Origin of the sequence: Rossellomorea sp. NPDC077527, from assembly GCF_044542955.1 — a bacterium.
In the GTDB taxonomy this organism is placed as follows: Bacteria; Bacillota; Bacilli; order Bacillales; family Bacillaceae_B; genus Rossellomorea; species Rossellomorea aquimaris_E.
Genome location: NZ_JBITVL010000002.1, coordinates 629,979 through 648,604 on the forward strand (window position 1 = coordinate 629,979; position 18,626 = coordinate 648,604).

Genomic DNA, 18,626 nt, shown 5'->3' on the forward strand with positions numbered 1-18,626 from the left:
TCATTATATCAGAAGAATCGGAAAGGATAGCAAATTTATTCAAGGAGGATGTTTATGAAAATCGTTGTGGCCATGGATTCATTAAAAGGAAGTGTGTCATCAGAGGATGCAAACCGAGCGATTGCGAAAGGGCTGCGACTTGCGGGAGGAATGGATATCCATCAGGTCCCGATTGCCGACGGAGGGGAAGGAACCGTCGCCGCCCTCGTATCAGCTCATAAAGGGACACTTGTCCATGTTAATGTGACGGGTCCACTCGGCAAACCGGTAAAGGCAACTTACGGGCTGATCAAAAAGGGAACCACCGCCGTGATTGAAATAGCCGAAGCATGCGGACTGCCTCTTCTTAAGAAAGAGGAATTGAATTCAATGTCTACCACTTCTTACGGGGTTGGCGAACTGATTCTGGATGCCGCCGGGAAAGGATGTACAGACATCATCATCGGGCTCGGTGGAAGCTCCACCACCGATGCAGGAATTGGGATGCTCCAGGCACTGGGCTTTCAATTCCTGACAGACACTGGATCCTCTGCAGGTTATGGTGGACGGTCGTTAAAACACATTTCGGTCATTGATTCCTCCAATGTTCACCCTTCCCTTGAAAAGGTATGTTTCCACGTCGCATGTGATGTGACGAACCCACTTCATGGACCGAATGGGGCGGCCTTTGTGTTCGGAAAGCAAAAAGGGGCGGGTCCACAGGAAATGGCTTCTTTGGATGAAGGTTTGAAGCACTTCTCTTCTCTCGCCAGTAAGCAATTGGGCATCGACTTACAATCCATCCCCGGAAGTGGGGCAGCAGGAGGATTGGGAGCGGCCTTTACTGCTTTTCTTCACTCTCCTCTCCTCCCAGGTGTTGATTACATCCTCACTGAACTCGGTTTACGGGAGATGCTCCATGATGCGGATGTCGTCATAACCGGCGAAGGAAAACTGGATGGTCAAAGCTCAATGGGAAAAGCTCCTTCCGGTGTGGCGAAGCTTGCAAAACAATTCGGCTCGACTGTCATCGCACTTGCAGGGGATGTCTCAGATGCTGACAAGAGTCTGCATGAGATCGGTATCGATGCCTACTTCAGTATCGTCCCAGGACCTGTAACCCTTGAAAAGGCCATGGAACTTGACTCGGCAACACATAACCTGACACGTACAGGAGAACAAGTCGGCAGGATGTTACTACTTTCAATGAAAACGAAGGATTATACACGATCCAACCAACATTCAGGAGGTCATCACTAATGGAACCATTATTCTTGCAGCCGCAATTCAAAGAACGGATTTGGGGAGGAAATGCTCTGGAAACGGCATTTGGCTATGGCATCCCCAGCCAATACACAGGGGAATGCTGGGCCATCTCGGCACATCCCAACGGACCGTCAACCATCATGAACGGTTATTTCAAAGATACTTCTCTTGCCACTTTATGGCATGAACAGCCTGAATTGTTTGGATACTCCAACTATCCGGAATTCCCTCTTCTCACCAAAATCATTGATGCGAATCAAGATCTATCTGTTCAAGTCCATCCAGATGACGAATACGGGTTGAAGAACAACGGAGAATTGGGAAAGACCGAATGCTGGTACATTCTCGACTGTGAAGAAGATGCTGAGCTCATTTTAGGTCATAATGCCTCATCGAAAGATGAATTTATTAACCTCATCCGCGAAGGAAACTGGAACAACTTATTAAGAAAGGTACCGATTAAACCGGGCGACTTCTTCCATGTACCAAGCGGAACGCTCCACGCGATTGGAAAGGGGACATTGGTTCTTGAGACCCAGCAAAGCTCTGACACCACTTACCGCGTCTATGATTTCGACCGGGTGGATGACCAAGGGATGAAGCGGGAGCTCCACCTTCACCAGGCTATTGATGTCACGACGATCCCTCATCAAGATGCATTTCCGAAACGTTGGATTTCACAGCAGGGGCCATCTCTCGTTACCCGCCTTGTAGACTCCCCGTATTTCTCCGTTTACAAATGGGATGTGAGCGAGTCATATGAGGGACATATACTGGATCATTATATGCTCGTCTCCATCATTAGCGGAGAAGGATCCCTGCTTCACGAAGGGAAGGAATATCCTGTCCAGAAAGGAAACCATTTCATTCTCCCGTCAGGATCTGGACATTTCCAATTGAAAGGTCAGATGGAGATCATTGCGTCTCATGAATAGTCATTGAAGAATCGCCCCATTTCTGAATCGAAAGGGGCGATTCTTTCATCTATTTTCTTGTAAGAAACGTGTATGGTAAGACCTACTATTCCTTCTCCAACCCTCGATGACCTAATACCTTCTCCATATTTTCCTCTCCCCATTCAAACATCAACAAAATAATGGGCTTCAAAGACTGACCAAATTCAGTGAGAGAATATTCTACTTTTGGCGGAACTACGGGATACACTTCCCTATGAACAATTCCATCGGCTTCCATTTCTCTCAACTGCAACGTTAACATCCTGTGAGTAATTCCACTATTTAACCTCTTTAATTCGTTGAATCTCTTCTTCCCATCCAGCAAATGAAAGATGATGACGCTTTTCCATTTGCCTCCAATCACGTCGACCGTCCCTTCAACCGGACATGAATAGCGATTTAGAAATCGTTTGCCGTGGGAGTCTTGTTTATGCTCAGTACTCATCTTTGACACTCCTGTTCCTTATCCACAAATGAATTGTGGCTCTCCGACTTATATGACTATTAATTTACCACAGAACAACAATAGAAAAAATGTAAAAGGCATTCCGTCTTGCAACCATCCCTTCTAAGTATCAATTTTGATACTGCATCACATAAATGTGCGTACTTATATTCAATCATGAAATGGGTTAACATGAACGTGTTCAACAAAAAGGTGATATCACCCATTCTGTATAACCGGTTTTGTTCAATAAAAAGTAAAGGTGTGAATATGTTATGGAAAAAATGAAAGCTGTAGGATTATATAAACATTTACCAATTGACCAGAAAGAAAGCCTAGTGGACCTAGAGATAGAAAAACCCCGCCCTTCCAATCGCGATTTACTAGTACGTGTAGAGGCAATCGGGGTGAATCCAGTGGATTACAAAATCCGCATGTCAAACGGAGAAGAACATGATGAACCCAAAATTCTCGGATGGGACGTGTCAGGTGTCGTAGAAGCAACCGGTCCCGATTGTACAATCTTCAAGCCTGGAGATGAAGTGTACTATGCTGGAGATATTACCCGTCAAGGAGGAAACAGTGAGTTTCATCTCATTGATGAGCGCATTGTCGGTAAGAAACCGAAGTCTCTATCGTTCGCTCAATCCGCTGCACTGCCACTTACAACGATCACAGCATATGAAGCCTTATTTGATCGCTTGAACATCCATCCTGAGCCGGGCCAAAACGAAGGAAAATCCATTTTGATTATAGGTGCTGCCGGCGGAGTAGGATCGATCGCTACTCAACTGGCTAAAAGAGCAGGATTGACGGTAATTGGAACGGCTTCAAGACCCGAAACGGTCAAATGGGCTAAGGAATTCGGCGCTGACCATACGATCAATCATTATCATGAATTCGCTCCCCAATTAAAAGATTTAGGGATTCCATCCGTTGACTATATCTTCTGTCTAAATGCGACAGGCAAACATTGGGCCGGGATGGCGGAAGTAATTTCGCCACAAGGCAAGATCTGTTCCATCGTAGAAACAAATGAACCTGTAAACATTACTCTGTTGCAATCGAAAAGCGCAACGTTTGTCTGGGAGCTTATGTTTACACGCCCGATGTTTCAAACAGAAGACATGATCAAGCAACACCAGCTGTTAAACGAAGTTGCCGACTTAATCGACGACAAGGTCATTCAGACAACGCTAAACAAACAACTATCACCCATCAATGCTGAAAACTTGAAAGAGGCCCATCGAATGCTTGAATCCGGTTCATCTATTGGAAAGATTGTGTTAGAGAAATTTGAATGAGCTTAGAGCCCCGCTTCTGCAGGGGCTCTATTTCCTTTAATAGAGAAATAAAGGTAAAAGTAGATCAAGTAATTTCATCAGCACACCAACCCTCATTTATGGTGCTGAACGTATGAAATTGAATCTTATGCATCAACGGCAACTTCCACCATTTAACAACTCACAACAGAGCAGTCAACGCTTTCGTAGCAAAATTGGTATATGTTAGAATTTGAAAGAAACAAAATATGAAAGAGTAGGAGGCGATCACTTTCTCACATTCAAATAACAAAATTCTTGCCGTATTTATGCTAGGGACATTTGCTCTCGGCATGACTGGGAATGTAGTAACCGGTTTAATCAGCCAATTCACTGAGGAATTCCATATCAGTGTTTCTCATGCTGGACTGCCGCTAAGCATTTACGCTATTGGAGTGGCATTATTTGGACCGATACTCAGGATTGTTACATTAAAATATCCGCCAAAGCCGCTCATGTTCGTGTTCATGCTCGTATTTGTCCTCAGTCATATCATTGCTGCCACTGCGAGAAGCTTTGATGTACTCATCATTTCAAGAATACTGGCTTCCTCCATGCATGCCCCCTACTTTGGGCTAAGCATGATGATTGCGTTCAATCTATCTGATCCGCAAAGAGGGTCCCGTTCAATGGCCTTAGTGCAAACAGGATTATCCATCGCCGTCATGATCGGTGTTCCATTCGGCTCTTTAATTGGAGGTATGCTAGACTGGAGACTGGTCTTTTGGATCATCACGATTCTTGGACTGGTGAATGTGATTGGAATCGCCCTTTATTTGCCCGATACCAAACCTAGTGACACCCCTCTTATTAGAAAAGAGCTAAAGATCTTGAGGAATAAAGACGTCCTGATGATCAGCAGTGTGATCCTATTCGGATTTTCAGGAGTTTTTTCCACTTATGCGTTTATTGAGCCTATGCTACGGAAAGTTTCAAACTTTGGTATAACAGGCGTCAGCATTGGATTATTTTTCTTTGGTTTAGGTGGAGTCATTGGGAACATCTTGAGCGGTAAAATCAAATCGAACAGTTTAACCCAAGGGTTATTCTTCGCACTAGGTTCCCTATCCATTGTCCTTTTGTTATTTACGACACTGCTTCAATTTTTCATTTCAGCATTGGTCATGTGCTTTTTATTAGGAGCCGGGACATTCGGTATCACTCCCATCTTCAATGCCAAGATTGTTATGGCTGCTAGAGAAGCACCATTACTATCAGGTACATTGGCAGCTTCTGTTTTCAATCTAGCCAGTTTTATCGGGGCTACACTCGGGTCATTGTTACTGAGTATAGGCTTTTCATACTCACACATGACGTTTGTGTCTTCAGGGTTGCTGGCATTAGGGATGATATTGACCAAGATTACCAGTGTTTTTGAAGATAAAACATTATTTCAAGAAGAGCTAGAATCAACATCAATCGTTGATTCATCGTCATGAATCATGTAAAGCTAAGAAGGGAAGGGGCTAATGCCTAATTCCTTGGACTTTTCCCTATTTAGCTTTGCTTACTACCTTTTCACTGCCAAAAAGCATCTCCATAGCCAAAAACCGACCTAGATAAAGGTCGGTTTTTTCTTCCTCATATTTCCCACATAGACTATTCTACTTCTCCAACTACTGAAAAACGTTCATTAAGATGATCCACGTTCTCTATTTCATCTACTACAGCGATAGCATAATCTGCATAGCTGATATAACTTTCCCCTTTTGAATTTAAAAGTAATTGATTCTTTCCTTTTTGATAGGTACCCGTACGTTTTCCTTCTGGATTGAAGTACGCTGCAGGGCTGATGTACGTCCATCGGATCCCTTCTGCGGTTATTAATTCTTCTAGGTTTTTCCCCATATTTGAAGCGGTTGGCAAAAACTCAGCCGGAAAATCCGGTGTTTCCAATACACGAACGGTTTCGGCTTCATCAACGAATAAACTGCCGGCCCCACCCACTACAACTAACCTTGTTTGAGGAGTGTCTTTCAGCGCTTCAATGAGCACCCTACCCGCTTCTACATGTTCATGCTCTTCTCCAGGTGCAGCGTTAAACGCATTTACTACAACATCAAACTTTTTTATATCCCCTGCTTTTAACTCAAATATATTTTTTTCTAAAATAGTGACGTGTTCATTTTTCACTTTAGCAGCATGTCGAACAATCGCTGTGACTTCATGCCCCCGTTCCAATGCTTCTTGTAATATAAGACTTCCTGCCTTACCGCTTGCCCCGATGATTCCAATATTCATATTGTTTCCCTCCGACATCAATGTTTGTAACTATTTTAGTTACATGTAACATTATTAGTTACAACTTGATGATTTGTCAACAAATAGGTTTGTGTTTCTTTAAAAAAATCAGGACAGTTGTAACTAGGATTAATACATGTAATAATAATAGTTACATTACGTACATCTATTTCTTAAGGAAAAGGTACGGATATCAAGAAAGGTAGTGAATCCTCGATGTCTATAAGCAGTCGATTCTCTGTAGGAATTCATATATTATCACTTATCGAAATAAACAAAGACGGGGTAAGTACGTCTGAATTTCTTGCGGGGAGCGTGAACACCAATCCAGTTGTCATCAGAAAAATTATGGGTATGCTAAAAAATGCCGGATTGGTGAACGTCCGTCCAGGTATTGCTGGCGCACAATTAGCAAAACCCATTTCAGCCATCACCCTATTTGATGTATATAAAGCCGTTCATGTAGAACAGGACAAAGAACTATTTGCCGTACACAAAGATCCAAACCCTCATTGTCCTGTGGGAAGGAACATCCAAAGCAGCATTGGACCGTTATTCACCATTGCTCAAACGGCATTAGAAAAAGCTCTTGGAAATGTAACGATTGAAGATGTAGTAAAAGATATTTTGGAAAAAGAGCAAATAGCTGAATCATAAAAGGAGGATGAACAATGAACATAAATATTACTGCAGCCACAGGTCAATTGGGTACAAAAATCACAGAAGAAGCGTTGAAAGAGTTCACTCCTGATCAAATTGTGCTATCTGTCAGAAGTCCTGAAAAGGCATCACAGTATGCCGATCAAGGAGTAGACGTCAGAAAAGCAGATTATACTGACTATCATTCCATGGTTGAAGCATTTAAAGATACAGACGTCCTTCTTTATATTCCAAGTATTTCTTTTCCTAATACAGTCAGGATTGAGGAATTCGAAAACGCGATTCAGGCTGCGGAAGATGCTAAGGTCAAACAGTTTATTTTTGTTGGTTTCATGGCAGACCAAGAGAATAATCCTTTTAAAATGAGTCCTTTTTTTGGCTATGCTGCAAGAAGGCTTGCATCAAGTGACCTGGATTACACACTCGTTCGTAATGCCATGTACCTTGATCCCCTTCCCCCTTACCTCCCTGAATTAGTGGAACGAAAACGCTTATTGTATCCAGTTGGGGATGGGAGAATCTCATTCATTTCAAGAAAAGACATTGCCAAAGCCGTCATTCAACTTGCCATGAAACCGGACCTTTACGGAGGCCGATTCACCTTAACAGGAAGAAAAGCATACTCCATGATTGGACTGGCAGACATTCTGAGTGAAGTAAGTAGCTCACCCATTACCTATGATCCAATGTCGGCTGAGGAATTTGCCAAAACATACGACGAGCCTGTAGGGTTCGGAAAGGTTCTCGCCTCTTTATATGTTGCCGCAGAAATGAACTTAATGGATGAAATAACAGATGATGTCCATCTTCTCACCGGGGAATATCCAGAAGATATAAAGAGCTTTATCACCGATCATTACAAAAAGCTCTAATAAATAAAATAAGCCTGGAGAATACTGTTCAAGCAGCTTTTCTCCAGGCTTTTTCTATCTGTGTTATTAACCGGATTTCTCCCATCAAGATAAAGAATCCCATTCCCCTTTCTTAATTTTCACAGTCCCCTCTGGATCTTACATATTGATCATACATTTCTAACTTCTCTTTAATTTTTTCTAAATTATTTGCCTGATCCCTAAGATTCTCTTCCACTCTCATCTTGTGTTCCTCTAATATATTTTTTCGTAATTGAAGGGTTTCCTCTCCCCCTTCATATAGTTGGACATATTTCTTAATTTCCCTGATGGGCATCGCAGTGGCCCTTAAGGCTTTAATAAATAAAATGGATTTAACATTTAAATCGCTATAGATTCTTAATCCATTTTCATCCCTCTCTACAGGAGGAAGAAGGTTCTCTTTTTCATAATATCTGAGCGTCGGAGCGGTTAACCCCGTCTGTTGTGTCACTTGCTTCATCGTATACATGCCATCCCTCCAAAAAATCCAAACATTAGCACTTGCGTTAAAGTGCACTTTACCATTTATAGTTTGGATTATCAACTTGATTTTATTTTTGATTGGGGGGATTCTATCAAGCATAAAAGGTGAATGATATAAAGGTGGAATCAGTTGAACTTACTTACAAAAGCAAACGTTTACTGTAAAAAATGTAGAGATATTTCATAGGAAATGATTTATATACGAGAAAAATAACAGAAAAGGATGATTCATAATGGAAAACAAAATCGCAGTAGTAACCGGAACGTCAACGGGTTTAGGACTTGGACTAAGTGAAGCTTTAGCGAAAGATGGTTGGAAAGTATATGCGACGATGAGAAATCTGGAAAAAGGAGCTCCGATCACTGAGTTACAGGAGTCCGGATTAAATATTGAACTTTTACAACTAGATGTTCAATCTCAAGAGTCAATCGACCGTGCCGTACAGACGATCATTGAAAAAGAAGGACAAATCGACCTTTTCATCAATAACGCAGGTGTTGGTTTCATTAAGACTACAGAACAAAGCACGGAGGAAGAATACCAGAATGTATTTGATATTAATACCTTCGGCCCGATCCGGTGTACGAAAGCAGTACTGCCGTATATGAGAGAAAGACAACAAGGACGGATTGTCTCAATTTCTTCCGTAGGAGGACTGGTTGGACAGCCGTTGAATGAAATTTACTGTGCTTCTAAATTCGCGATTGAGGGGTACTATGAAAGCCTGGCCACGTATGTGACACCTTACTTTGGCGTTGAATTCATGGTGGTAGAACCGGGTGGTATCACATCTGAGTTTGCCAACACCATCCTTTCCGATATCGAAAAGTCGGGCGGTTTCCAAAAGGATGATTATGAACAAGTATTGAATGATTATATGGGTCAAAGAACGGATCGCGTCGATGGTATTTTTCAAACTCCAGAGGAAATCGCCAATGTCGTCGTAGAGCAACTGAAAGCAGAACAGCTGCCACTTAGAATCAGAACGTCTGAATGGTCTTCCGAGTTTACTAAATATAAAACACAAGCAGACCCAACAGGATTGCTTCAAACGAATTTTGTCGTGTCGAGTATGTTAGGGAAGTAATCGTCTCGATAGGTAAAACATGATGGATAAAAGCCAGGGAGATATCAAAATTGATATTTCCCTGGCTTTTTCATTTTTAGGATATTTTCAAGAACAGCAACTTATTGAAGAAATGTTCCCGAGAAATTATTGACAATAATTACCTATCAAGTTACCATTTACCTACCGGTAAGTAAATAAAGAAAGGACGTTCTTCATGTCAGAAAAATACACAAACATTCTCAATACTTCCTATCGACTATTTGCTGAGAAAGGCTTTGATCAAACGAGCATGTCTTTTATTGCGAAAGAATTAGGAATCACAAAGCCCGCCATTTATTATTATTTCAGCTCAAAGGAAAAGCTTATTCAAACACTATTTGATTACATCATTGAAGAAATAAACTTCACCAACTTTTTCAATCATCAGGAATACACGAAAGAGAACTTCATGACCAAGCTCACAGACGATGGTGTGAGCATGATGAACAAACAGCTCCAGGATCCCTATTACAACAAGATTATGAACGAGTATTACGTGTTGAGCACTCGGAATTCTTATTACGCTCAGGCACTAAAGAAGGTTTTAGATGAATTCCTGAATGGTTTCGTGACTCTCTTACAATTAGCACGTGATTATGAATTACTTTCGGAGCATGAGATTCAAACAAAGGCGGAATTTTTGACCATCATCGTAGACGGATTAGACAAATATTCAAACGAAGAGTATTCCTTTGATCCGACGGCGATTTGGGCTTTCTCTGTAAAAAGTATCTTTCAATGAGGTGATTGGAATGGAGAAATCAGCAAAACGAATCATTGGCTTCGATATGGCTCGTGCCTTAGCCATACTAGGAATGGTGATCGTCAATTATAAGATATCAATGAATGCAGAAGGAAATGGCCCTGAATGGTTAAAGACCATCACCGGTTTACTTGAAGGCCGTGCATCGGCCATTTTCGTGATCCTTGCAGGAATCGGTATATCTTTGATGACTAAGAAAGCACGGATGAGTGGTACTCCCTCTAAGGAATATCGGAAGACGATATGGAGACGTTCATTGTTTTTATTCGTTCTGGGGATGATTCTATTTCTCATGCAATGGAGCGCGGACATCCTTCATTATTATGCCTTTTATATGTTCATTGGTTCCTTTTTCATTGTGGCTTCCTCCAGACAAATAATCATCGCCACTGTCGGAATTGTTCTGACCTCACAGATCGGCCAGCTTCTCTTGAACTATGAGTTTGGTTGGGATGCGACTTTTCAGCACTACGAGTTGTTTTGGTCTTGGAAAGGATTCATCAGTAACCTCTTCTATAACGGATACCATCCCATTTTCCCCTGGTCTGCCTTCCTGTTGTTTGGGATGTGGGTGGGAAGGATCAATGTTCAAAATCATTCGATCCGGAAAAAAATGATATCTGTTTCACTCTTCACGTTTGTCATAACAGAAGCTGCTTCCTATACTCTCATCAAACTCTCTGAACCGGCCATGGGTCTTGAGATTGCATATTATTTATTCGACACGAAACCGATGCCCCCCACCCTGCTTTACATGATTTCCAGCACAAGCACTGCAATCATTGTAATCCTTCTATGTATTATTATTTCTGAAAAATGGAGAGAAACAGCTGTCATTCAAGCATTTGTATACACGGGCCAGCTTGCCCTCACCCTCTATATTGGACATTTTCTCGTCCTGGCTGTTTTCTTTATGTTTGGAGGACTGGCAGAGAACACCTTGCCTTTCGCTGTTACTATTGCGTTGATTTTCTGTCTATTTTCTACAGTTGCATCGACTTGGTGGAGAAAAACCTTCAAGAGGGGGCCTGTTGAGTCATTAATGAGAAAAGTAAGTGGATAATGCCGGTACTCTCTTTTCAATAAAACTATTGAACTATTTATCTCCATGTACCAATTTAATAATTTTTATATTTATATAAGACAAAGTCTGTATGACCTGACCGTATTGAATAATTAAGAAACAAGGATAACTCTAATTAATTGACAATATGCTCGGATTTAATTATTATACGTTTAAACACTTAAACATATAAACCTAAATATTTTATTGGATGATTGGATTGTAAGAAAAAGCGATCACTTGCTTTCGTGAATGTATCCTTTTATGAAAAATAGTTAGTGATTCTGCCCGGTAAAATATTATCTTACTCCTATTAACTGTTAATCAAATTACGGAGAAGTTACATTTTGAAAAAGAAAGGGGAACAATGATGAAAAAAACGGCATTAATTACTGGAGCATCTTCAGGAATAGGGAAAGAATTCTCGTACCAATTAGCCAAAAAAGGGATGAATGTGGTATTGGTTGCAAGAAATAAAGAGGCACTTGATCAATTAGCTGAAGAGATTATTCATAAATATAAAGTGGAGGCAACAGTCGTCACAGCCGATTTAAGTGTTGAATATGCAGCCAGAGATATTAGTGAGAAGTTGAAAGAGAAAGGCTTAGAAATTGATTATTTAGTAAACAATGCTGGCTTTGGAACATCAGGTGAATTTTTGGGTAACCCTAAAGAAATGGATCATAAGCAAGTAACCGTGAATGTACAAACGATTGTCGATCTGACACATGAATTTCTTCCCACGATGGTGAAGAAAGGAGATGGCACTATTATTAATGTAGCTTCTATCGTTTCATTTCAACCAGTACCTTACATGGCCGTATATTCTGCAACAAAATCATTTGTTTTGTCCTTTACGGAATCCTTAGCAGAAGAATATCGTTCGAAAGGTATTACCTTTTTTGCCATTTGCCCGGGGCCGACTGATACAAACTTCTTTCAGTCAGCAGTAGATCCTACTCCAAGTGTTACGAGAACAGCTAAACAAGTTGTGCAAACAGCGTTAAAAGGAATTGATCAGGGAAAGAGTTATGCCATTGACGGTAAGAAAAACTATTTCCTGGCTCAATCCCCTAGATTATTTCCTAGGAAGATGGTTGCCCAACTCTCGGCAAAAGTATCTTTAAAAAGTATGAAGTAGGATACATGAGGAAACGAAAATGGAAAGAAGGAGAATAAAATGAAACCAACTATGACGTATGATGAAGAACTGTTAGATAACCAACACCGATTTAACGACTCTTTCTTTCAACGATTCCCATTGGCACCAATGGAAACACCTTTACAGTTAGATGAAAACATAAAAAAAGACTATTTGTTCCCAACGTTCTATCGAAATGTTGCCTGTACAATTTCCATTTTCCTATGTAGTTATAAGGAAGCGAAAAAATTAATGCCGCATCCGGATATACATCCGATAAAAATGCCAAACGGCCGTTCACTCATTGTGTTCTCCAGTTATGTTTATAGGGAAGTGTTAGGAATTCCACCTTATAATGAAGTAGCGATGAGTATCCCTGTACTGGTTAAACCTAGTAGTAATCCAATGATCTTACCTTTGCTTCTAGAAAAGCTATTCAAGAACTTTGGTTATTACGTATTCTCAATGCCCGTGACATCCAAAGAAAACACGATAAGAGGTCATAAAATTTGGGGGCTTCCAAAAGTCGTCCAAGAAATTGATATTTACGAAGAAAATGGCCAGTCCATTACGACGATTAAGGAAGACGGCATTCCTTATGTAACATTAAATGTTCCAACTTCTGGTTCACCTAAAACGTTTGATGTGAAATCAAATCTTTACTCCGTTTTAGATCATAAAATGATTCAAAGTCAAACGAACTTTCAAGGTGATTTTGTTATTCAAAAAAATCTAAGGAAATTATTTACGAAAGAAAATAAAACCTCTGCCATCAAAATAGGAAATAGTTCTTCTGCTGAAAGGTTAAAAAAACTCCAAATCGAAGAAGAGCCTCTTCAAGTTAGGTACTCGAATAACATGAATAGTTGCTTTCATTTACCTAATAAGGAGTATTCCTCTTTTATAGTGTGAGAAACGAGAAAGTGTTTCATCATTAGATTTTGATCAAGAGCGTTCAAAAAAGAAAGAATCGTTAAATGAAGGAGGAGTAATCATGTTAGAAGATGCTATATCATCTGCGTTAGTGCAATCGCTTATAGGGGAAAGAGGACACTTACCCATTCATAATGCTTTACCTGATATTGGGCGGGAGTTGGCTGGTAAAGAGATCGAAGGGCAACCTCACACGATCTATCAACTGCTGAGTCATATGAATTATTGGCAGGATTTCTTATTGAAAGTGGCTCAGGGAGAAGTTCCAAAGCTACCTTCTCATCCAAGTGAAAGCTGGCCAACGACCACAAATGCCCCTAGTCAAGATGAATGGGTGAAGTTGATTCAAACTTTTTTACAAGGAGTAGATCTCGCTGTTCAATTAGCGAAAAACGGAAATCTTGATGAACCACTTAAGGTTAGACCAAATGAAACCAAGATACACATTTTACGTAATATAGCTTCTCATAATACCTATCACTTAGGGCAAATTGTGTTCATACGCAGAATGTTTGGTGCTTGGCCCCCACCATCAGGAGGCTATCCTATTTAATCTAAAAAAGAAGACCGTCATGGTAGGTAGTCTTCCTATAGGCTTTATACGGATTTATGTAAAATTGTGTTAAACATCTGTAAATCCAGCCTCTTTTTAAAGCGTTTCCATTATGATTATAGGGAATTCTAAAGGTTGGAGGAGTTAAAAATGAGCAAAAAGATGAACGTACTGGTTTTGGCAGCTTTAATGGTATCATTAATGTTTAGCACGAATGTGGCAGCAGAAGAGACAGACTATCCAAATGATTTTAAGCTTTTGACACATAATGTGTATATGCTTTCACAGAACCTTTATCCAAATTGGGGTCAAGTGCAACGTGCGGAGCTTATTTCAAGAGCAGATTACATAAAAAATCAGGATGTAGTCATACTCAATGAGATCTTTGATAACGAGGCTTCTAACAAGCTGTTAAATGGATTATCAACGCAATATCCGTATCAAACCCCTGTCCTTGGACGGAGTAAAAATAACTGGGATAAAACCCTGGGATCTTATTCAAACCTGACCCCTGAAGATGGCGGAGTGGCCATCATCAGTAAATGGCCAATCGTTGAAAAGGTTCAATATGTTTACAGTGAAGGGTGCGGCGCTGATTGGTTTTCAAATAAAGGATTTGTTTATGTGAAAATCAATAAAAATGGGCACTTCTACCATGTAGTTGGTACTCATATGCAATCCGAAGATGAACGCTGTTCGGTTGGCAAGGATGCATCTGTCAGAAAGTCCCAAATGATAGAAATGAAAGAGTTCATTACAAAGAAAAACATCCCAGCAGATGAAGTGGTTTATATTGCTGGAGATATGAATGTGATAAAGGACACTGCAGAATATTCTTCCATGCTAACAAATCTCAATGTAATGGAGCCGAGTGACTATACCGGTTTCACCTCCACTTGGGACCCTGTTACCAATGGAATCGCAGGTTATAACTATCCAAACCTTCAGCCACAATATTTAGATTATATCTTTGTTGAAAAGAGTCATAAACAACCGAGCTCTTGGTTTGTGAATGCCCTGAATGTCAAATCGCCTGAATGGACAGTGACTTCTTTAGGGAAAACGTATTCGTATACGGATTACTCTGACCATTATCCAGTAAGCGGATCTTCTACACCTTGATTTCAGCTATGAATTAAAATGAGTCGTTTTCATATGCCCTGAGTCGAACAAAAAAATCGGCTCAGGGCATTTTTATATTCATTATATTGTGTTTGATTCTATAGTTTATAAGCCTAACGCTTTAACCTCCCCTCTTATAGATTTTTTTAAAAACACTCTTTTCTAATAAAGAGTGTTTATCTATGTGGGTGATAGGCAATTCAACTTGATGGAAAGGTGATTTTTTATTTTCGTCTCAACTAATATAATTGTCCAATCCAACAATCTATTAATTCATATAATAGATTAAGAAATTTTTTTTATCATACTATTATGTTAGGAGGGATTCAAAGTGCCAAACGCACCTGAACTTTCACCACCATGGATTATTTATTTTAATCAACTTAAATACTCAATAGGGGCTGATCCACTCGTGACGGTGGGACCATTAATTCCAGTCCAAGACCAATACCTTGCATTGGTTACGGTGGACGATTACGACAAAGCACAGGCTCTGGCTACACTTCTTACCCCATCACAAAATTTTGGAAATGTTACGTTAACTGTCGTAGTTATTTATAATCAAGAAATTGTTTCTCCCGTACCTTGTCGATTAGATGCTTTTGAAGTCGCCCACCTTGTAAATGTTGCGTTGGAAGGCAACACCTATTTTCAAGAAGTAGTGGTGCAGCGTCCATTTCCTGGGGGTTTGAATGCTGTCTATCCTATTTTTGCAGCTGATGTTATTCAGTTCTATGCTGATGACGTTTCTAATTTATGTAATACATTCACTGGAGTTGCTTCCCAAGTATTTCAAGAGGTCATGGTCGACACTCTTTGCAGAGTACAAATTTTATATTCAACAAGTTGTAGTGAACAAACTGACGATAAATAACCAAAACTGCTTAAATAATGAGTTTATATAAACTTCCTATCACATGAACAGTTGATTTTGTGACATCCTTGTCCTCATTTGCAAAAGATTTAGTAGACACTTAAACACTTTTTATGAAGAACACTCTTATGTTGAAGAGTGTTCTTCTGTTTTCTCTTATGGTATCGGTACATATCCTGTATGAACTCCAGCAAGACTAAACGTAACCTTTTTTACTTAACTAATACTTAATACAAAGTGGATTGCGATTATTTAACTGATATATAAATATCAACCTGACTATTGTTTGGGTCTTTCGCTCTTTCATCATATAATTCAAAATCAGTTTGATATGCTCTCTCATATTCCTCAGACCACTTCCATATTTCTTGCCACGTCTCTACAATTACATCAGGAATAGGCCCTCTTTTAGTTGTAAAGACAATGTATTTACCCTCAGGAATTTCTATCATTTCTAATCCATTAAGTGTTTCATTATGATCAACTTCTGTTCCTAATGCGAATGTATAGACACCATTCTCATCTGTTTCATAATCTGTATAGACCGCTAAAATTTTTGAGTCTTTTTTGTTAGGGATGGTATCTAGAACTTTATTTTGGTAAAAATCGTCCCACAGTTGTGGAATACCACCTTCTCCATTCATTTCATCTTTATTTGTTGTTCTTATAGAGTTACCTAAAAAAATGGAACCTTCTCTTTCTAAAACTTTACCTTTGGTAGTTTTATCAGACATAGAAATTCTCCTCCATAATAATAGATTTAATTAAAAGGGGGCCAGATAGCAGCTTTCTTGAACACCGCAGATTTATACTTAGGAAATTAATCAATTTCCTAAGATGGTATTAGAACCCACACCCTCTCATTATTTACTCTTATATTATAGAACGTACGTTCTGTTTTAGCAAATATTAACAGAGATTTTTAATATATATTTTGATGATCATGTGGATAATAGAGGTGTGAACTAACAAAAAAAGGATCTAGCTTTTTACGGCTAGAACCTTTTTTGTGGCAAAATGAGCGATAAGCATTATGGATTTTTCGCAAATTGGTTATCACATCAGGGCATTGAGGAAAATCAGAGGACTTTTGAATAGGTTTCACAAACCAACTATTCCTAAATCATTTTTGGAAACTGCTTATTGATTAGTAATCGACTCTTCCTCGAACTTTTTATAGGCCTCTTCACTTCCCATAATAACGTCTTTAATCTTCATATGCCCTTCTGTATATACAGAATGGTCTCTTAATTCTTCCCACATATAATGATACTTTTGAACATTATTCGTTTCACAAATCAGAAAATCTGTGTACTCTTTTCCGGGAAATGCTTCTGCGTCGAAGAATCTAACGTGTACTTCAGGATATTTTAAGATCACTTCTTTCAATTCGTCCGCCAATTTCCCTCTTTCTTCACGGGTCATAGCAAGCCATGAAGGATAAAATTCAACTAAAACAATAAAGACATAATTCATTCTTACTCATCTCCACTCCTATTTTTCCCTATTATTAATAGTTTACTATAAGGAATATATTTCCTCCAATAAATCGACCTTTATAAATATGAAAATCAAAACTGCCTATTATGGTTGCTCGTTATATTATATAAAAATAAAAAAACCCCATACATCTATTGATGTAAGGAGCTTATATCACTTGTTACACGTAACAAGTTGTGGGCATTGTCATTATTTAACACTTTCTTTAGAATTACGCTCTCGAATGTTAACGAAGTCTTGAGTCAGTCGCAGTAGATATTGAATTTCTATATAGATTCGGCACGAAGAATACCAATCCTGTCATTGGAAGTAGCAACCGTTGCTGCTGACTCAGATAATACAGGAGTTCTGATAATTTGTTTTTCAGACGTACCCTCTGTCAACAACACATCATTATCAAGGCGTAAAGAGAATGCTGCGTCTGCCTCCAATGTCTTCATCTCAAACGCTGGAATAATCATTAAATGGGGTCCAGGTATCGCCCCCTCTAATAATCGTTGAGCCCCTCCGACTAAAGTCCAATTACTAGATACCCCTAAATCAGCAAAGACCCCCGTTCCTCTTAGTGTATATATCATTCCATTATCGGTTGGTTGGACATTGGCTGTGGTAATCTCTCTTACTTCCAATGTAGCAATTCCACTATTTTTTAACAGGTTAAATTTAAAATCTTCAAATTCAATAGATGATGCTGATAGACATCCCCCACCTTTTTTACAATCCCTTGGAAATCCAAGAAAATCATCCATTTCTATACGTACCAGCCCCTCAACGGACTTCTGATCAATTACAGAAAAATAGTTTTCTTCATCAGCTATATTAAATTGATGATATCCCGTAAATTCATTATTGTTGTATTCAAAACTTAAGCGAAGTTTAGGTTTGCATTTCTTTTTTCCCATATCTTATATCTCCTTTAGTAAAATCATTTAAGATAGAAAGGTAAATGAAACATATACCTTTCAACATAGTTTATGCAGAATGAAAGCATTATGATACTATCAATACAGTTTGAGCAGATTCCCTACCATGTACATGCCTCAAAAAAATCAACTGTGCTTAAGATTCACTTCATAAGGAAATTTGGTTAAATTAAATAATATTTGAGTAGAAGAATATAAACACCTGTGTTATCAATGGGGATTATATATAATTGCCCCGGTACAATACCGGGGTCACTTATTAGTAGCTTAGGCTCCTTTTGTGGCAAATTGCAGATCTTGGAAAATATCTGTCTAGTTCAATAGAAATCCATGCGGATTGGAATAGGATACCACTTCCATTGCATTGAGAAGTTCTAGTATTCTCCTCAAGAGGTTCAAC

General features: G+C 39.4%; 20 protein-coding genes. 14 read left to right on the top strand and 6 right to left on the bottom strand.

Annotation, left to right across the window (positions count from 1 at the left end):
- Positions 1 to 54: 54 nt before the first annotated feature.
- Positions 55 to 1,239 carry a glycerate kinase gene (locus tag ACIGG7_RS08430; protein WP_397549435.1) on the top strand — a complete coding sequence of 395 codons (1,185 nt, stop codon included), beginning with the start codon at positions 55 to 57 and terminating at the stop codon, positions 1,237 to 1,239.
- Positions 1,239 to 2,180 (top strand): mannose-6-phosphate isomerase, class I, encoded by a 942-nt coding sequence (gene manA / locus ACIGG7_RS08435; RefSeq protein WP_397549436.1) that lies wholly within the window; start codon positions 1,239 to 1,241, stop codon positions 2,178 to 2,180. Before ACIGG7_RS08430 ends, manA begins: the two co-directional genes overlap by 1 nt.
- Before the next feature lie 85 nt (positions 2,181 to 2,265).
- On the opposite strand, the gene ACIGG7_RS08440 is transcribed toward manA, so the two are convergent.
- Positions 2,266 to 2,646: a winged helix-turn-helix transcriptional regulator gene (locus ACIGG7_RS08440; protein WP_397549437.1), complete on the bottom strand. Its 381-nt coding sequence runs from the start codon at positions 2,644 to 2,646 to the stop codon at positions 2,266 to 2,268.
- Between the two features lie 275 nt (positions 2,647 to 2,921).
- On the opposite strand from ACIGG7_RS08440, the gene ACIGG7_RS08445 reads away from it, so the two are divergent.
- Both ACIGG7_RS08445 and ACIGG7_RS08450 read left to right on the top strand, forming a co-directional pair.
- Positions 2,922 to 3,950, top strand: a complete 1,029-nt coding sequence (locus ACIGG7_RS08445) for a zinc-binding alcohol dehydrogenase family protein (protein ID WP_397549438.1) — start codon at positions 2,922 to 2,924, stop codon at positions 3,948 to 3,950.
- A gap of 287 nt (positions 3,951 to 4,237) precedes the next feature.
- A complete protein-coding gene (locus ACIGG7_RS08450; protein WP_397549439.1) occupies positions 4,238 to 5,407 on the top strand; it encodes an MFS transporter in 1,170 nt (389 codons plus the stop codon).
- A gap of 160 nt (positions 5,408 to 5,567) precedes the next feature.
- On the opposite strand, the gene ACIGG7_RS08455 is transcribed toward ACIGG7_RS08450, so the two are convergent.
- Positions 5,568 to 6,209: an NAD(P)-dependent oxidoreductase gene (locus tag ACIGG7_RS08455; RefSeq protein ID WP_397549440.1), complete on the bottom strand. Its 642-nt coding sequence runs from the start codon at positions 6,207 to 6,209 to the stop codon at positions 5,568 to 5,570.
- 216 nt (positions 6,210 to 6,425) lie between these two features.
- Here ACIGG7_RS08455 and ACIGG7_RS08460 point away from each other — a divergent pair, with 216 nt between their 5' ends.
- Both ACIGG7_RS08460 and ACIGG7_RS08465 read left to right on the top strand, forming a co-directional pair.
- Complete coding sequence (locus tag ACIGG7_RS08460; RefSeq protein ID WP_397549441.1) at positions 6,426 to 6,866, top strand: Rrf2 family transcriptional regulator; 441 nt, start codon at positions 6,426 to 6,428, stop codon at positions 6,864 to 6,866.
- 14 nt (positions 6,867 to 6,880) lie between these two features.
- Positions 6,881 to 7,741, top strand: coding sequence for an SDR family oxidoreductase (locus ACIGG7_RS08465; RefSeq protein ID WP_397549442.1), 861 nt, complete (start codon positions 6,881 to 6,883; stop codon positions 7,739 to 7,741).
- Positions 7,742 to 7,853: 112 nt separating this feature from the next.
- Here ACIGG7_RS08465 and ACIGG7_RS08470 read toward each other — a convergent pair whose 3' ends face one another.
- Positions 7,854 to 8,231 carry a MerR family transcriptional regulator gene (locus ACIGG7_RS08470; protein ID WP_397549443.1) on the bottom strand — a complete coding sequence of 126 codons (378 nt, stop codon included), beginning with the start codon at positions 8,229 to 8,231 and terminating at the stop codon, positions 7,854 to 7,856.
- A 247-nt stretch (positions 8,232 to 8,478) separates the two neighbouring features.
- On the opposite strand from ACIGG7_RS08470, the gene ACIGG7_RS08475 reads away from it, so the two are divergent.
- The 8 genes from ACIGG7_RS08475 (at position 8,479) to ACIGG7_RS08510 (ending at position 15,803) form a co-directional block, all read left to right on the top strand.
- Positions 8,479 to 9,333, top strand: coding sequence for an SDR family oxidoreductase (locus tag ACIGG7_RS08475; RefSeq protein WP_397549444.1), 855 nt, complete (start codon positions 8,479 to 8,481; stop codon positions 9,331 to 9,333).
- A 196-nt stretch (positions 9,334 to 9,529) separates the two neighbouring features.
- Complete coding sequence (locus tag ACIGG7_RS08480; RefSeq protein ID WP_397549445.1) at positions 9,530 to 10,096, top strand: TetR/AcrR family transcriptional regulator; 567 nt, start codon at positions 9,530 to 9,532, stop codon at positions 10,094 to 10,096.
- Positions 10,097 to 10,106: 10 nt separating this feature from the next.
- Complete coding sequence (locus ACIGG7_RS08485; RefSeq protein WP_397549446.1) at positions 10,107 to 11,180, top strand: DUF418 domain-containing protein; 1,074 nt, start codon at positions 10,107 to 10,109, stop codon at positions 11,178 to 11,180.
- A gap of 367 nt (positions 11,181 to 11,547) precedes the next feature.
- Complete coding sequence (locus ACIGG7_RS08490; protein ID WP_397549447.1) at positions 11,548 to 12,321, top strand: SDR family NAD(P)-dependent oxidoreductase; 774 nt, start codon at positions 11,548 to 11,550, stop codon at positions 12,319 to 12,321.
- A 39-nt stretch (positions 12,322 to 12,360) separates the two neighbouring features.
- Positions 12,361 to 13,233 (top strand): acetoacetate decarboxylase family protein, encoded by an 873-nt coding sequence (locus tag ACIGG7_RS08495; RefSeq protein ID WP_397549448.1) that lies wholly within the window; start codon positions 12,361 to 12,363, stop codon positions 13,231 to 13,233.
- Positions 13,234 to 13,315: 82 nt separating this feature from the next.
- Entirely contained in the window at positions 13,316 to 13,807 is a 492-nt protein-coding gene (locus ACIGG7_RS08500) for a DinB family protein (protein ID WP_397549449.1), read from the top strand.
- A gap of 150 nt (positions 13,808 to 13,957) precedes the next feature.
- Entirely contained in the window at positions 13,958 to 14,929 is a 972-nt protein-coding gene (gene sph, locus ACIGG7_RS08505) for a sphingomyelin phosphodiesterase (protein WP_397549450.1), read from the top strand.
- A gap of 331 nt (positions 14,930 to 15,260) precedes the next feature.
- The gene (locus tag ACIGG7_RS08510; protein WP_397549451.1) at positions 15,261 to 15,803 is read left to right on the top strand and encodes a hypothetical protein; all 543 of its coding nucleotides are present in this window, start codon (positions 15,261 to 15,263) and stop codon (positions 15,801 to 15,803) included.
- A gap of 248 nt (positions 15,804 to 16,051) precedes the next feature.
- Here the strand turns inward: ACIGG7_RS08510 and ACIGG7_RS08515 are convergent, their stop codons facing one another.
- From ACIGG7_RS08515 to ACIGG7_RS08525, 3 genes are all read right to left on the bottom strand, one after another.
- Positions 16,052 to 16,537: a GyrI-like domain-containing protein gene (locus ACIGG7_RS08515; RefSeq protein ID WP_397549452.1), complete on the bottom strand. Its 486-nt coding sequence runs from the start codon at positions 16,535 to 16,537 to the stop codon at positions 16,052 to 16,054.
- Between the two features lie 406 nt (positions 16,538 to 16,943).
- Positions 16,944 to 17,279: a darcynin family protein gene (locus tag ACIGG7_RS08520; RefSeq protein ID WP_397549453.1), complete on the bottom strand. Its 336-nt coding sequence runs from the start codon at positions 17,277 to 17,279 to the stop codon at positions 16,944 to 16,946.
- Positions 17,280 to 17,569: 290 nt separating this feature from the next.
- Positions 17,570 to 18,205: a hypothetical protein gene (locus ACIGG7_RS08525; RefSeq protein WP_397549454.1), complete on the bottom strand. Its 636-nt coding sequence runs from the start codon at positions 18,203 to 18,205 to the stop codon at positions 17,570 to 17,572.
- Positions 18,206 to 18,626 lie beyond the last annotated feature (421 nt).

Coding starts and splice junctions, on each gene's coding strand:
- ACIGG7_RS08465 (WP_397549442.1), top strand. CDS start 6,881: ATGAACATAAATATTACTGCAGCCACAGGTCAATTGGGTACAAAAATC.
- ACIGG7_RS08450 (WP_397549439.1), top strand. CDS start 4,238: ATGCTAGGGACATTTGCTCTCGGCATGACTGGGAATGTAGTAACCGGT.
- ACIGG7_RS08430 (WP_397549435.1), top strand. CDS start 55: ATGAAAATCGTTGTGGCCATGGATTCATTAAAAGGAAGTGTGTCATCA.
- ACIGG7_RS08525 (WP_397549454.1), bottom strand. CDS start 18,205: ATGGGAAAAAAGAAATGCAAACCTAAACTTCGCTTAAGTTTTGAATAC.
- sph (WP_397549450.1), top strand. CDS start 13,958: ATGAGCAAAAAGATGAACGTACTGGTTTTGGCAGCTTTAATGGTATCA.
- ACIGG7_RS08490 (WP_397549447.1), top strand. CDS start 11,548: ATGATGAAAAAAACGGCATTAATTACTGGAGCATCTTCAGGAATAGGG.
- ACIGG7_RS08475 (WP_397549444.1), top strand. CDS start 8,479: ATGGAAAACAAAATCGCAGTAGTAACCGGAACGTCAACGGGTTTAGGA.
- ACIGG7_RS08520 (WP_397549453.1), bottom strand. CDS start 17,279: ATGAATTATGTCTTTATTGTTTTAGTTGAATTTTATCCTTCATGGCTT.
- ACIGG7_RS08495 (WP_397549448.1), top strand. CDS start 12,361: ATGAAACCAACTATGACGTATGATGAAGAACTGTTAGATAACCAACAC.
- ACIGG7_RS08470 (WP_397549443.1), bottom strand. CDS start 8,231: ATGTATACGATGAAGCAAGTGACACAACAGACGGGGTTAACCGCTCCG.
- ACIGG7_RS08440 (WP_397549437.1), bottom strand. CDS start 2,646: ATGAGTACTGAGCATAAACAAGACTCCCACGGCAAACGATTTCTAAAT.
- ACIGG7_RS08515 (WP_397549452.1), bottom strand. CDS start 16,537: ATGTCTGATAAAACTACCAAAGGTAAAGTTTTAGAAAGAGAAGGTTCC.
- ACIGG7_RS08460 (WP_397549441.1), top strand. CDS start 6,426: ATGTCTATAAGCAGTCGATTCTCTGTAGGAATTCATATATTATCACTT.
- ACIGG7_RS08480 (WP_397549445.1), top strand. CDS start 9,530: ATGTCAGAAAAATACACAAACATTCTCAATACTTCCTATCGACTATTT.
- ACIGG7_RS08485 (WP_397549446.1), top strand. CDS start 10,107: ATGGAGAAATCAGCAAAACGAATCATTGGCTTCGATATGGCTCGTGCC.
- ACIGG7_RS08455 (WP_397549440.1), bottom strand. CDS start 6,209: ATGAATATTGGAATCATCGGGGCAAGCGGTAAGGCAGGAAGTCTTATA.
- manA (WP_397549436.1), top strand. CDS start 1,239: ATGGAACCATTATTCTTGCAGCCGCAATTCAAAGAACGGATTTGGGGA.
- ACIGG7_RS08500 (WP_397549449.1), top strand. CDS start 13,316: ATGTTAGAAGATGCTATATCATCTGCGTTAGTGCAATCGCTTATAGGG.
- ACIGG7_RS08445 (WP_397549438.1), top strand. CDS start 2,922: ATGGAAAAAATGAAAGCTGTAGGATTATATAAACATTTACCAATTGAC.